Raw genomic sequence first — 13868 nt, forward strand, 5'->3', positions numbered from 1 at the left:
ACGACGGCCAGGCGAACAAGCCCACACCACCGAGCCATGAGGTCAACAGGCCTCAACAATCACGCCCTCGCGCGCGCACGCGCAGGTGCGCGTAGGCAGGTGCGTGGGTACGCGCGTGGGTGCGTGTGTACGCACGTGGGTGCGCGTGAGCGCGCGCGTGTACGTATACGGGCGCGCGGGTGGGCGCCAGGTGCGGCAGGTCTACGGCAGCAACCTTGAGTACGTGTGTGGGAGCGTGGGTGGGCGAGCGCTTATCGGTTAGAGCGATTAGTGCTCGTCGTCGTGCGGCTCGTGGCGCGCGGCCTCAGATCCCCCGCCCTCGCGTCGCTCATAGCGGTCGCGTTCGGGGCGCTCATCGCGTCGGCGCCTGCTACCCGCGCCAGGTTCGCCACGGCGGAAACGATTGGCGCTGTTCTTGCCGCGTCGGACCCGCGTCGGTGAGACCAGGCGTCGGAAATCTGAGGAGGACAGCGTGATGGTCCAGTCGTTGTGCTCGGGTAGCTTCCAGCGCCGCCAGCGGGCCAGGACGCACAGCGTGAAGCCCACGATCATGGCGATGAGCATCGCGAGGTTGACGGTGAAGAATGGCTCGAGCGCGACCATCGTGCCCGCGCCGGCAATGGCGGCCGTCGCATACAGCGTCGTGCCGCCGAAAATCGCGGGGATCTTGCCGACGGCGATGTCGCGGATCATGCCGCCGCCGACCGCCGTCGTCGTGCCCAAAATGATGGCGGCGAGCCAGCCGAGGCCCACGCCGAGGGTCTTTGCGGCACCGGTCGCGGCCCAGCAGCCAAGGACGAGGGCGTCGGCGAGGATGAAGCCGCGGTTCCACCATTTGCGGTCGAATTTGGCGACGAATGCGACGGCTGCGCCCGCGAGGGCGGTCAGCGAGTAGGTCGGGTCGGTGAGGAAGACCGGTGGGCCGGCTTGCAGCATGATGTCGCGCAGCATGCCGCCTCCGAGGGCGCTCATGACGGCGAGGAAGGCGAAGCCGACGGCGTCGAATTGTTTGCGGCGGGCGATCAGGCCGCCGAGGATGCCGTTGACGAAGACGCCCGTGAGGTCGAGGGCGCGGAAGAGATCGGGCAGCCCGATGCCGATACCGCCGGCCAGGTCGATGTCCACGGCGCTAGCTCACGCTCGTGCCGAAGAGGCGGCCCAGGACGATCGTGGCGGCGGCCGCTCCGTAACCGATGGCGAGCTGGCGGAGCGCGCGCTTCAGCGGGGAGGAGCCGGACAGCACGCCGACGACGCCGCCGGTGACCATGAGAACGATACCGACGAGGACGGCGGCCAGGGCCATGGCCGGCACGCCGGATAGGCCAAAGAGCCACGGCAGGATGGGGATGATTGCGCCCGAGGCGAAAAACAGGAAGGAACTGCCGGCGGCCATCCAGGGCGAGCCGACGCCATCAAGGGATGGGGCCTCGGAGGCTTCTAGCGCCGCGGAGTGGGTGGCGAGGACGTCGCTGGCACGGGCCGCGGCGGCCTCGGCGTCCATGCCGCGGGCGCGGTAGACGAGCGCGAGTTCGTTGGCGTCGACGTCGAGCGCGGCGACCGCGTCGGCGGAGCGCGGATCCGGGGCCGAGGCGGACAGCAGCTCGACCTGCGATTTCACGGAGACGTATTCGCCGGCGGCCATCGATAGGGCGCCCGCGAGCAGGCCTGCGACGCCGGTGAGCAGGACGGTGGAATCGGCAACGCCGGCCGCGCCAATGCCGAGGACGAGCGCGAGGTTGGAGACGAGTCCGTCGTTCGCGCCGAAGACGGCCGCCCTGAAGGAGCCGGACATCGCCGCGCGACCGCGGGCCGCGAGCGCCCGGATGACCTCGGAGTGGATGCGCTCGTCGGCAGCCATTTGGTCGGTGGCGTCGACGTCGGCCTCGTAGGTGGAGCGTTCCTCGCTGCGCTGCACGAGCGCGAGGACGAAGACGAAGCCGAAGACGCGCGCCAAAAACCCGAGGATTGCTACCCGCAGCGGCATCCGCGTCGGCCCGGCGTGCTCGCCGAGGAGGTTTTCCCAGTGGGCCTCGTGGCGGCGTTCGGCGTCGGCGAGTTCGGTGAGGATTTGGCGTTCGGCGCCGGCGGCGCGCGCTGCCAGGTTGCGGTAGATCCGGGCTTCGGCGCGTTCCTCGGCGAGGGCGCGGCGCCACCGGCGGATCTGACCGGGTGAGGGGGCTAGCGTTGTCACGCCCTTAAGGGTAGTCGCGTGTGCGAACAAGCGGCAGGTGTGGTCGGCGTGAGGGCGGGCACGCAAAAGCCCGACCGAGCGGGTGCGGGAGCTCGGTCGGGCGGGAAGCCGCGCTGGTTGGGTGGTGTGTTGGTGCGCGGCTGCGTCGGCGAACCGACGCGAATGGTCTGCGAGTCGTTACTTGACGTCCGGGCCGGGCTCGGCCGGATCCATCGGCTTGTCGCCGCCGGAAACGTAATGATCGAGCTTGGCTTCGCTACCGCTGGACTTGGCCGAGTGGATCTTGTCCTTGACGAGGTCTGCGACCTTGTCGGTCAGGTTGGAGGCCTGGTTACGCGCGGCGGAGCCGACGGTGTCTTCCACCTTCGACACGCCCGTCTGCACGGCGTCGGACTGCCAGAGGTCCTGGCTCATCGACTTCAGCTTCTCGTACTGATCGCGGCCGGCGCGGCTGCCGAGAATGAACCCGACAATACCGCCGAGAATGAAGGACTTCTTGCCCATGTCTGACTCCTTTGGTCGGCGTATCTAGGTGAAATCCTACGGCGAGTCCGACCGGAGTGCACGCCGGGCGCGAAGATCCGCCACCGGATGGAGGCGCGGCGCTTGGCCGGGCGCTTAGCCTGGCGGTATGGGAATTCTTGCCGAAGATCAGATCGTGATGCGCCAGGTGCGCACGTTCATCGACGACGACTACACGATTACGACGCCCGACGGCCGCGATGTTGGCCAGGTCGCGACGCTCGGCGGGCTCGGTACCCGCTTCCTGCTCGGTAACCGGAGCCCCCGCTGGTCACCTCGCCGACATTCTGAAAAAGATCCGCTTCATGACGCGCAATCTGGCGATCACGCTCGCCGATGGTCGGGAACTCATGTGCCGCGGGTCCGTGTTCGACTTCGACTTTTCCATCACCGATGCGGCGGGCGGCGTAACCTATGCGAGTGTGAGCCGGAACCTTGGCAATGTCGCTTCGTTCCTGCTCGCTAAGGAGAATTTCCTCGTGAGTTTCGATCCGGCCGCGGATCGCGACGTGCGCGCTGCGGTGATTGGCACGCTGCTCGCGATTGACATGATCCGTAAGAAGGAGCGGCGCACCGCTGGTTAGTGGGTGCCACTTGGTGGGTGCAGCTTGGTGGCTGCAGCGTCAGTCGAACCAGGAAAGGATCGTGCGGCCGACGGCGTCTTCGCCGTTGGTGCCGATGCGGCGGGCGTCGACGTCGTCGAGATCCGGATGCGCATTGCCCATGACGTGCGCGTGTCCCGCCCACTGCAGCATCGCGCGATCGTTGGGCATGTCGCCGAAGGCCGCGACGTCTGCCGCGCCGATGCCGAGTGAGGCGGCGAATCGCTCAAGCGCGTGTGCCTTGGTCACGCCGGGCGCGGAGAGTTCGAGCAGCCCGTAGTCGTCGCTCATGGAGAACGTGACGGTGAGGCGATCGCCGACGGCTGGGCGGGCGCGGCGCGCCATCTCGATCGCGCCCATATCAGCGTGGCGCGCCAGGAGCTTGATGAACGGCTCGCCGGCGATGAGGTGGTCGAGCTGCCCCGCGAACATTCGCCCGCGCAGTGAGGCGGGCGCTTCGGTGGCAAAGCCCTCTTCGTAGCCGAAGGCGAAATGCTGCTGGACGGCGAATTTCACGCCGGGCAGAACCTCCCGCAGATCGCTCGCGACGCTGTGCGCGACGTCGGCCTCCAGCGGATAATCTTCGATAATTTCGCGCGTTTTGGCGTGAATGAGCACGGCTCCATTGGCGGCGATGACGCGGTCATCGGCGTCCTGCACGTCGTCGATAACACCGAGCCAGGTCGGCGGGCGGCCCGTGGCAAAGACGACCGGAATGCCCTCCGCGTGAGCGCGCGCGACGGCGGCGCGGTTGGTCTCGCTGATAGAGGTATCGGGCGACAAGAAGGTGCCGTCGAGGTCGGTGGCGATCAGTCGTGGCAGGCTCATATGGCCTCATCATAGGCCGTGGGCGGCGCGGTGGCGCCTCATGCAGCAAGCGGAGCGAGCCGGGGGCTAACGGGTGAGGGTGACGACGAGGCCCCGGTGGTTGGAGCGCGGAATGTTGAAGTAGGCGATGTGTTCGGGCTTCCAGGCGCCCTGTGGGGGCGCGGGTCCGAGCAGCACGTGGCTGCGGGAGGCGCCAAGCCAGCCGGGCGCGCCCGCCGGCCAGGTACCGAATCCGCCGTAGCCGAGCTCGGTTGCGACGTCGGTGCAGCCGGAGCGGGCGAGCGGGCCCGCGTTCATGGAGGCGCGCAGGTCGCCAGCGATGATGAGGTTGTTGTGCTCGCAGGCCCCGGCCAGGCCCGAGATGTCGAGCTGGTAGGGACGCATGTCGGCGCGGTCGCGCGGCGCAACGGCCGCCGCGTAGATCTTCGTGCCTGCACCGTCGGTCAGGACGAGCGAGCCGCCCTGCGTAATCCGGGTGCGGTTCGTTGCTGTATCGAGGGAGCGAACGGGGGCGGGGGCGAGCGTCGTCGTATCGGCGCTCGTGAGGACCACCAGCGAGGCGGTCGACTCATTGACGGTGAAGGTTCCGGCCTCGCGCGCTGCGAGGCGGTCCGCGAGCGCTTGGCCGTAGCCTGGGCCAGCTTCGGCGATGACGATGACGTCGGGCTGCGCGCGCACGAGGTCGCGCACGAGGGCGTCGTGTACCTCGGTGTCATCGGCGACGTTGAGCTGCGTGATCGTGAGCTCGCTGAGCGGGCTCGCGGGGGCCGTCTCTTCTTCGGGTGCAGCATCGCCCTCGGGTGGCGTCGCGGGTTGGGGCGAGACCTCCTCGGCGGCGACGCGGGGCGGCGAGGCGAGTCCGGCGTCGAAGCCCCGGTACAGGTGCACCCCGCCAGCGACGAGACAGGCTAGGCCCGCGACGAGGGCTGCGGCCGTGCCCCCGGCCCGCAAGCGCCAGATGCCGACGAACAGAAATACCAGGCCGACGAGCGCGAGTCCGCCGCCGAGCAGCACGGGGAAGTCGACGACTTGGGCGTAGGGAAACGCCGTCGACGTTCCGGCCTCAGCCAGCGGCGGCGTCAGTGCGTCCGGCGCGATCGTCGTGAGCGCACCGTAGGCGATCGCAGCGCCGAAGAGCCATGCGATGACTGCGAGGACAGTTCTGAGGGGAGACCGGCGTTCGGGCATGTGATTAGCGTAACGAACTCGGGCGCAGCTGGCGGCTCACTCGACGGCGATCGGCCTCAGCGTCACTAGTCCTCGCGGGTAGCGCTTGCTCGCTGGGGATGCCAGGCGTCGTCGTAGTAGAAGCTTCGCCAGCAGGCCTCGGCGCCCACAGCCTCGAAGCCGAGCTGCTCGTTGATCGCCCACATGTGCGCGTTCTCGTCCGCGTTCCACGTGATGATCCGGGTGGCAGGCGGACGACGCGCGTCCGCCTTGCCGGCTGCGGCGAGGCGCTCGTCGTTGGCGGAAAGCACGCGCAGCAGGTTCTCGGCCTTGATGGCAAGACCGAGGCGGCGCCCGCGATGGTCGCGTCTCACCCACGTGTCTTCCTGCGACGGTCCGGCTGACGTGTCCCGCCAGTAGATCGTCGTGTAGGCCACCGGGCGGCCGCTGCCGCGCTCGCAGGCGATCGTCCGGTGGATGCGGATCCCGCGGCTCTCGATCTGCTCATCCTGCTCGCGAACCTTCTGCGCCGTGAAAGGGGTCGGCTCATCGCCCTCGCCGTGCGGGATATCGGCCGTGAACTCGGTGTACATCTGGGCAGCGTCGGCGAGCATGTCGGCCGGATAACCGCCCGCGAGGTAGCGCAGCTCGTAGTCCTGCTCGTAGTGCGGGGCGGCGCTGGCGGCCAACTCGCGCGCGCGGGCGCGCACGCGCGCGAGGATCTCCGCGTCCGTCAGGTTCTCGAGCGCAGAAAATCGCTCGATCATCTCCAGGCCGAAACCGGACTTCAGCACGAACGGGCTGGCATCGGCGCTCGCATCGATTGCGCCTGTGCCGACGTGGGGTCGCAACACTCGCGGATCCTCGCCCCCGCCGCCCGCGTCCGGAGTCGCCATCGGCGTCGCGAAGGTCCACGCCTCGATCTCGGTGCGCCCGGCCGCCAGGGCCTCATCGCGCCCGAAGGCCACCAGCGCGCTGCCAAGGCCCGCTCCCCGAAAGGCCGGGTCGATATAGACATCGAGCCACGCCTTGTGCAGATTGCTGTCCAGTTGCCATTCCACGCTGCAGCGCCCGAGGATGCGCGCTGGGTCCAGCTCGTCGAAGACTGCCGCATCCTCATGCGCGATGGTGATCGGACTGCCGCTCGCGAGATCATGCGCCGAACTCACCGTGCGTGGCGCAACGAGGAGGTAGATCGCCTCATGGGACGTGGAGCTCAGGTGGGCGTGATTCGCGTGGAACGACGCGGCATCGGCAGACATGAGGTCTGAGTTACCGAAGGCTTCGATCACCGAGGCGCGGTGCAGCTCGTAATATCGCTGCCACGCGGGCGAGACGGCGCTCTCGGCGCGAATGGCCACGCCCTGCGGCACACGCACGGCTACCAGCTGAGTTCGTGGTGTAGTCATATGGCCAGGCTAGGACCGGCCAGTCGGCGCTGTCGTCTTTTTTTGCCGACGCGCAGCCGTGCGAGACCTGCGGGTCGTGGGTGGGTCAGCGTGCAGTGGTCGGGTCAGCGCGTTACCGGTTCGGCTTCGTCCGCGATGGGCCGACGCCGGAAGAACGCCGCGAGCAGCGCACCGGACAGGTTGTGCCAGACGGAGAAAATCGCAGCTGGCAGCGCGGCAAGCGGGGAGACGAAGGTCGCGGCGAGGGTCGCGGCCAGCCCGGAGTTCTGCATCCCGACCTCCACGGCCGTCGCACGGCAGGCCGCCTCGCGCTGCCCCGTCACCTTGGCCAGCCCGTATCCGAGGCCGTAACCGATGGCGTTATGAATAACGACGGCGAGCATGATGATCGCGGCGGCCGAGGCAATCTTGTCAGCTGAGCCCGCGACAACGGCCATGACGACGCCGGTAATGCCCGCCACCGACAGCCACGGCAGCGCCGGCAGCACCTTCGTCACGAGGCCCGGCAGCAGGAAGCGCAGCAGCAGGCCCGCGAGCACGGGAATGAGCACGACCTTGACGATCGACAGCGCCATCGCGCCCCCGTCGACGTCCATCCGCTGGCCGGCGAGCCACAGCGCGAGCAGCGGGGTGAGGATCGGGGCGAGCAGCGTCGAGATCGACGTCATCGTCACCGACAGTGCGACGTCGCCCTTGGCGAGGTAGGTCACGACGTTGGAGGAGGTCCCACCGGGCGCACAGCCGACGAGGATGACGCCGACGGCGAGTTCGGGCGGCAGGCCGAGCACCGTCGCGATGCCCCATCCCGCTAGCGGCATGATGACGTACTGCGCGATGACGCCGATGAGGATCGGCAGCGGGCGCTTGGCGACGAGCAGGAAGTCCGGTGGCGTGAGCGTCAGGCCCATCGCGAACATGATGACGCCCAGCATGATCGTGACCCACGGGCCGAGGGTCGGCGCGATGGAGCCGGGCGCGAGGTAGGCGATGACGGCGCCGGCGATCACGAGGATCGGGAAGACCGTCACGGCGATGGTGGCGTTGCGTTCGTTGGCGTCGGTCCGAGCCGACGTGCGAGGGGAGGTGTCGGTGCTCATGGCTGGAGTCTTGCCCCGAAAATCGTGCGGCGCCGCGCGCTTCCGCAGTGTGAGACCTCGATAACGATTGAGTGATGACGCAATTGAATTTGACCCGCGTGGCACACTTGGAGCCATGCCGAAGACCCCGCCCGACAACCAGCGTGCCCGCACGCCGCGGCGTGGTTCTAGGCGCACCTCCGCCCGCTCGCAGCGCTCCGGGCCGCGGGCCTTTACGGCGGGGGAGCTTGAGGCGCGGCGCGCATCGGTGCCCGCGATCAGCTATCCGGCCGAGCTGCCCGTCTCGGCGCGGCGCGAGGATATTGCCGCGGCGATCCGCGATCACCAGGTCGTCATCGTCGCGGGTGAGACCGGCTCCGGCAAGACGACGCAGCTGCCGAAAATCTGCCTCGAGCTCGGGCGCGGCATCACCGGGCTCATTGGCCATACCCAGCCGCGTCGCATCGCCGCGCGCTCCGTCGCCGAACGCATCGCAAGCGAGCTCGGCGTCGAACTCGGCACCACCGTCGGCTACCAGGTACGCTTCACCGAGCAGGTCTCCCCCGAGACGCTGCTCAAACTCATGACCGACGGCATCATGCTCGCCGAGATCCAGTTCGATCCGGACCTGCGCCGCTACGACACGATCATCATCGACGAGGCCCACGAACGCAGCCTCAACATCGACTTCCTGCTCGGCTACCTCACGCGCCTGCTGCCGCGCCGCCCGGATTTGAAGGTCATTATTACCTCGGCGACGATCGACTCCGAGCGCTTCGCCGAGCATTTTGCGACCGCCGACGGCACGCCCGCGCCGATCATCGAGGTCTCGGGGCGCACCTACCCCGTCGAGATCCGCTACCGCCCGCTGGTGCGGGAGACGGAGGAGAGCGTCGATCAGGTGACGGGAATCTGCGAGGCCGCCACCGAGCTCATGGCGGAGGGGCCGGGCGATATCCTCGTCTTCCTCGCGGGTGAGGCCGACATTCGCGACGCCGACGCCGCTCTGCGCGATCTGCTGAAGGAGCGTTACCTGCCCGCGGGCCAGGGGTCGCGGCGCGGCCGGCATCCCGACGCGGTCGAGGTGCTGCCGCTGTTTGCGCGGCTGTCCAGCGCCGAGCAGCATCGCATTTTCGCCCCGCACGACACCCGCCGGATCGTGCTCGCGACGAACGTCGCGGAAACCTCGCTCACCGTGCCGGGCATCCGCTACGTCATCGATCCGGGTAACGCGCGTATCTCGCGATTTTCCACCCGCACTAAGGTGCAGCGCCTGCCGATCGAGCCTGTGAGCCAGGCAAGCGCCAACCAGCGCTCGGGCCGGTGCGGGCGCGTCGCCGATGGCATTGCGATCCGGCTGTATTCCGAGGAGGACTTCGATTCGCGCGAGGAGTTCACCGAGCCCGAGATCCTGCGCACCTCGCTCGCCTCCGTCATCTTGCAGATGGCCTCCCTAGGCCTTGGCCGCGTCGCCGATTTCCCGTTCGTCGATCCGCCCGAGGCCAAGGCCGTGCGCGACGGCGTCCAACTCCTCACCGAAATCGGGGCGCTCGCCGATGGGCCGCCCGGCTCGCCCGCCCGCCTGACCGCGATCGGCAAGCAGCTCGCCCGGCTGCCGATCGACCCGCGCCTGGGGCGCATGGTGCTGCAAGCAAAGAAACTCGGCTGCGCCTCCGAGATCGTCGTCATCGTCGCGGCCCTGTCCTGCCAGGATGTGCGCGAGCGCCCGGCCGACAAGCGCGACGCGGCCGATCCGCTGCACGCGCGCTTTACCGATCCCACCTCGGACTTCCTCGCCTACTTGAACCTCTGGCGTTACCTGCGCACCCAGCAGCAGCTGCTGTCCTCCTCCGCCTTCCGGCGGCTGTGCCGCGCCGAGTTCCTCAACTACCTGCGCTTTCGCGAATGGCAGGACGTCGTCCGCCAGCTCCAGCAGCTCGCCCGCCCGCTCGGATTGACGCTGCACCAGCTCGCGCTGCCGCACTCGCGCGACATCATCGACGCGGGGGGCGACGTCGCCGCCGCGGCCGCCCACGTCACGGCGGCCAACCACACCGCCGGGGCCGATGAGATTCACCGCTCGCTGCTGACCGGGCTGCTATCCAACGTCGGGACGTACAGCGAGCAAAAGCGCGATTATCTCGGCGCGCGCGGCACCCAGTTCACGATCTGGCCGGGCTCGGGCCTGGCACGCAAACGCTACGACTGGGTGATGGCCGCCGAACTCGTGGAGACGAGCCGGCTGTTTGCCCGCACCGTGGCAAAAATCGAGGAAGCGTGGATCGAGGACGCGGGCGAGCACCTCATCAAACGCCAATACTCCGAACCGTTCTGGTCCGCCAAGCGCGGCGCGGCCATGGTGCACGAGAAAGTCACGCTCTACGGGCTGGCCGTCGTCGCCGATCGCGTCGTCCCGCTCTCGCGCGTCGGGACGGACGCCTCGCGCGAGATTGCGCGCGAAATGTTCATCCGCAAGGCGCTCGTTGAAGGCGAATGGCGCACCTTCCACCGCTTCGTCAAACATAACGACGACGCCCTCGCCGCCGCCCGTAAGCTCGCCGAGCGCACGCGCCGACTCGATCTGCTCGCCGATGAGGAGGCCCGCGAGCAGTTCTTCGACGAGCGCATCCCGAGCGATATCGTCTCCTCGCGGCATTTCGATTCGTGGTTTAAGCGTGCCCGCCGCGAGGACCCGGACCTCCTGAACTACACCGAGGAACTGCTGCTGCCCCACGCCGATGAGATCGACGAGGCAGACTTCCCGACGGAGGTCACGCAGGGCGATGTCACGCTGCCGCTCAGCTACGAATTCCGCCCAGGCAGCCGGGTCGACGGCATCACCGTCACGATCCCGGCGGCTGTGCTCGGCCAGCTGAAGCCGAACCCGTTCACCTGGGTTGTGCCGGGCTACTGGGACGAGCTCGTCGTCGCCGCGATCCGCGCGCTGCCCAAGCCGATCCGCAAGCACCTCGTGCCTGCGCCCGAAACCGCTCGCCGGCTGCGCGCCCGCCTCCCGGAATTCGCTGCCGTCGCGAGCGGCACCACGCCCGAGGGCGAGGACACCCCGAGTTTCTTCGAGGTGTTCGCCGAGCTCGCCGCGCGTGATGCCGGCATCGAGGTCGCCCCCGAGGATGTCGACGCCGAACGGCTGCCGAGCCACCTGCGCGTGGTATTCCGCGCCATCTCCGAGCGAGGCGCCGTGCTGGAGGAGGGCACGAACCTCGTCAACCTGCAGCGCCGCCTCGCCCCAGCCTCGCGCGACGCGGTCGCCTCCGCCGTGCGAGCCGCCTTCGCCGAGCAGCCTGCCGCGCAGGCCCCCGCGGCATCGAACGCGAGCGCCGCGCCAGCCACCCCCAGCCAGTCCGCCATCGACGAGCTCGTTGGCCTCACGCAGTGGCCGGCGGACTACCCCACGCTGCCCGCACACGTGGAGACGACCACGGCCCACGGGATGCGAGTGCGCGGCTATCCCGCCCTCGTCGCAGCCGGGCCGCTCAAGGGCGAAGCACACTACAGCGCGAACCTGCGCATCCTCGCCGACGCGGGCGAGCAGGCTGCCCGCCACGCCGCCGGCATCGCGCGCCTCGTCGCCCTGAACTCGGCGCTCCCGCTCGGGCGCGTCACCTCCCGCTGGACAGGCGCCGAGGCCCTCGCCCTGGCTGCCTCCCCCTACGCCAGCACGGAGGCGCTCGTAGCCGACGCCCAGCTCGCCGCCGCCAGCCACCTCATCGAAACCGCCCCGGACGGCGTGCCCCGCTCCCCCATGACGCGCTCGGACTTCGAGGCCCTCCTCGCCCAGGTCAAGGCGCGTATCGAGGATGAGCTCTACCGCGTGCTCGGCGGCGTCGTCGAGGTGCTCAACGCTCAGCGCGAGGTGCTGGCAGCCGTCAAAGCAGCGAACTCCCTCGCCCTGCTGCACACCGTCCAGGACGTGCGCGAGCAGGTTTCCGATCTCGTCTACCCCGGCTTCATTTCCGCCACGGGCGCCGATCGCATCCGTGACATCGCCCGCTACCTCAACGGCGCCGCCGCACGCCTTAAGCGAGCCGAGTCCAACGTCCACGGCGATCAGACCGCTGCCTGGCAAGTCACCCAAATCGTCGACGAGTACGACGAAGCTGTGCGCACCGCCGAAGGCCTGCCAATCGATCTGCAGCGCGAACGCACCCTGAGCGAAGTCCGCTGGATGATCGAAGAGCTGCGGATCTCACTGTTCGCCCAACAACTCGGCACCCGCGGCAAAGTCAGCGCCCAGCGCATCAGAAAAAAGCTCGCAGCGCTCTAAGTGTTGTGGGTCATGAGGTTCTTGGCACGAGGCACGGGCTGAGATGAGACGAGCGGGCCCCGGCCGGCAGGATGGAAGTTCCTCAACAACCCACCTGCCAGAAGAGACCCGCTCATGACTCACGCTAATGCACCCCTGACCCCCACCGGCCGTCTGCGCATGGTCCACCGCCACCTGCACGAGGGCATCCCGCAAGCCCATGTGGCCGCCGAGTTCCGCGTCAGCCGGCCCACGGTGGCGACCTGGGTGGCCCGCTACCGCGCCCAGGGCGAGGCAGGACTGCAAGACCGCTCGAGCCGGCCACACCGTTCACCTGCCCAGCTCGACCCGGCCCTGGTCACCCAGATCCTCACCCTGCGCCGGGAGTGCAAGTGGTCAGCCCGCCGGATCCATCACCACCTGGTCTCTGAAGGCCATCCAGTGTGCCGCCGAACGGTGGGGAGGTGGCTGCACCGGCTGGGCATCTCCCGGTTGCGAGACCTCGCGCCCACGGGTGAAAACCTGCGCCAACGACCGCAGAAGATCACCGCCCGGGCGCCGGGGCACATGGTGCACCTGGACGTGAAGAAAATCGGGCGCATCCCCGAGGGGGGAGGCTGGCGTGCCCACGGACGTGACAGCGAAGCCGGCCGTGCTTCCAAGCGCGGGTCTGGCCGGCGGGTCGGCTACACCTACCTGCACTCAGCGATCGACGGGCACACCCGCCTGGCGTACACCGAGGCGTTGGAGGACGAGAAGGCGGTGACCACGATCGGATTCTTCTGCCGGGCGAGGGCGTTCTTCGCCGCCCACGGCATCACCGTGGACCGGGTGGTCACGGACAACGGGAGCAACTACCGGGCCGCGGAGTTCACTCAGAAGGTGGTCTCGCTCGGGGGCCGGCACCACCGGATCCGCCCGTACACCCCGCGCCATAACGGGAAAGTGGAGAGGTACAACCGGCTAATGGTCGATGAGGTCCTCTACGCCCGCCCATACACCTCAGAGAACCAGCGGCGTGAGGCGTTGGCGGTGTGGGTGAACCACTACAACTACCATCGGCCTCATACCACCTGCGGGGACGCCCCGCCGGCCTCGCTGGCCCCGGTACGTGTCAACAACGTCACGACCTCTTACATCAGCGCCTTCGGCCGACACGGCAGAGAATCGCATCGAAGCTGCGCGAGTCTCGAACTGATATGTCCTGAGTTTCACTCCTCACGGTGGTGAGAATCTGAAACAAACCTGGAGATACTGCCCTGGCAGGTGATAGGGAGTGGGTGGCAAATTAACGGTTATCTCCCGCGGGCCAAGCCCTAGACTCTACACACTAGTCGCGAGGTACGATATAGGTGTCGGACACCTCTCTACTACGAAATTGAGACATCATGCCGTTCGAAAATTTGCTTCCCCGGGGCACGGAATTCCGTTTTGAAGAATTGACAGGATATACACTTTCTGTGAGGCTGAAAAATGTCAACTGTCTTTAACAAAACGGGTGCGGCGCAATTTCTGGTATCGGCAGTGTTGGTGATTTGCGCGGTCACCATATGGATTCTACGAGAGACTGAAAAGAGGCTCATCACAATGCAGGGTGTAGTTGGGGTCTGAAGCCGCCGGTCTCGAGCAGTGATCTGGCGATGTAGTGGGTGAGGTTCCGGAATCCCAGGGCGGAACCGCGGAGGTGTTCGAGGCGGCCGTTCAGGGCTTCGGTAGGGCCGTTCGACGTGCCGGGTCGGTCGAAGTAGGCCAGCACGTCGGTGGCGCGTTTCTTCAGGGTGCGTCCGAGGGTGATGACCTCACGTAGGG

General features: G+C 68.0%; 10 protein-coding genes and 1 pseudogene. 3 read left to right on the forward strand and 8 right to left on the reverse strand.

Annotated features, from left to right (window positions below):
• Nucleotides 1-267: 267 nt before the first annotated feature.
• The 3 genes from BLU67_RS11760 to BLU67_RS11770 form a co-directional block, all read right to left on the reverse strand.
• Nucleotides 268-1125, reverse strand: a complete 858-nt coding sequence (locus BLU67_RS11760) for a trimeric intracellular cation channel family protein (RefSeq protein WP_261977117.1) — start codon at nucleotides 1123-1125, stop codon at nucleotides 268-270.
• A gap of 4 nt (nucleotides 1126-1129) precedes the next feature.
• Entirely contained in the window at nucleotides 1130-2191 is a 1062-nt protein-coding gene (locus BLU67_RS11765) for a VIT1/CCC1 transporter family protein (protein WP_092566177.1), read from the reverse strand.
• A 177-nt stretch (nucleotides 2192-2368) separates the two neighbouring features.
• The gene (locus BLU67_RS11770; protein WP_092566179.1) at nucleotides 2369-2695 is read right to left on the reverse strand and encodes a hypothetical protein; all 327 of its coding nucleotides are present in this window, start codon (nucleotides 2693-2695) and stop codon (nucleotides 2369-2371) included.
• A gap of 323 nt (nucleotides 2696-3018) precedes the next feature.
• On the opposite strand from BLU67_RS11770, the gene BLU67_RS11775 reads away from it, so the two are divergent.
• Nucleotides 3019-3297 (forward strand): hypothetical protein, encoded by a 279-nt coding sequence (locus BLU67_RS11775; RefSeq protein ID WP_092566181.1) that lies wholly within the window; start codon nucleotides 3019-3021, stop codon nucleotides 3295-3297.
• A gap of 39 nt (nucleotides 3298-3336) precedes the next feature.
• Here the strand turns inward: BLU67_RS11775 and BLU67_RS11780 are convergent, their stop codons facing one another.
• From BLU67_RS11780 to BLU67_RS11795, 4 genes are all read right to left on the reverse strand, one after another.
• Entirely contained in the window at nucleotides 3337-4143 is an 807-nt protein-coding gene (locus tag BLU67_RS11780; protein WP_092566183.1) for an HAD-IIB family hydrolase, read from the reverse strand.
• Between the two features lie 66 nt (nucleotides 4144-4209).
• Nucleotides 4210-5331 (reverse strand): endonuclease/exonuclease/phosphatase family protein, encoded by a 1122-nt coding sequence (locus BLU67_RS11785; RefSeq protein WP_092566185.1) that lies wholly within the window; start codon nucleotides 5329-5331, stop codon nucleotides 4210-4212.
• Nucleotides 5332-5396: 65 nt separating this feature from the next.
• Nucleotides 5397-6719: a GNAT family N-acetyltransferase gene (locus BLU67_RS11790; RefSeq protein WP_143027439.1), complete on the reverse strand. Its 1323-nt coding sequence runs from the start codon at nucleotides 6717-6719 to the stop codon at nucleotides 5397-5399.
• Nucleotides 6720-6823: 104 nt separating this feature from the next.
• Nucleotides 6824-7816, reverse strand: a complete 993-nt coding sequence (locus tag BLU67_RS11795; protein WP_092566189.1) for a bile acid:sodium symporter family protein — start codon at nucleotides 7814-7816, stop codon at nucleotides 6824-6826.
• Nucleotides 7817-7931: 115 nt separating this feature from the next.
• On the opposite strand from BLU67_RS11795, the gene hrpA reads away from it, so the two are divergent.
• Both hrpA and BLU67_RS11805 read left to right on the forward strand, forming a co-directional pair.
• A complete protein-coding gene (hrpA, locus tag BLU67_RS11800) occupies nucleotides 7932-12080 on the forward strand; it encodes an ATP-dependent RNA helicase HrpA (RefSeq protein ID WP_092566190.1) in 4149 nt (1382 codons plus the stop codon).
• Nucleotides 12081-12194: 114 nt separating this feature from the next.
• Nucleotides 12195-13196 (forward strand): annotated as a pseudogene (locus BLU67_RS11805) (IS481 family transposase); the annotation flags it as partial.
• Between the two features lie 445 nt (nucleotides 13197-13641).
• Here the strand turns inward: BLU67_RS11805 and BLU67_RS11810 are convergent.
• Nucleotides 13642-13868 (reverse strand): transposase (locus tag BLU67_RS11810; RefSeq protein ID WP_143027440.1); only part of this gene is annotated, 227 nt, incomplete at its 5' end.

Origin of the sequence: Bowdeniella nasicola, from assembly GCF_900107735.1 — a bacterium.
GTDB lineage: Bacteria > Actinomycetota > Actinomycetes > Actinomycetales > Actinomycetaceae > Bowdeniella > Bowdeniella massiliensis.

Coding starts and splice junctions, on each gene's coding strand:
- BLU67_RS11770 (WP_092566179.1), bottom strand. CDS start 2,695: ATGGGCAAGAAGTCCTTCATTCTCGGCGGTATTGTCGGGTTCATTCTC.
- BLU67_RS11790 (WP_143027439.1), bottom strand. CDS start 6,719: ATGACTACACCACGAACTCAGCTGGTAGCCGTGCGTGTGCCGCAGGGC.
- BLU67_RS11775 (WP_092566181.1), top strand. CDS start 3,019: ATGACGCGCAATCTGGCGATCACGCTCGCCGATGGTCGGGAACTCATG.
- BLU67_RS11785 (WP_092566185.1), bottom strand. CDS start 5,331: ATGCCCGAACGCCGGTCTCCCCTCAGAACTGTCCTCGCAGTCATCGCA.
- BLU67_RS11795 (WP_092566189.1), bottom strand. CDS start 7,816: ATGAGCACCGACACCTCCCCTCGCACGTCGGCTCGGACCGACGCCAAC.
- BLU67_RS11780 (WP_092566183.1), bottom strand. CDS start 4,143: ATGAGCCTGCCACGACTGATCGCCACCGACCTCGACGGCACCTTCTTG.
- hrpA (WP_092566190.1), top strand. CDS start 7,932: ATGCCGAAGACCCCGCCCGACAACCAGCGTGCCCGCACGCCGCGGCGT.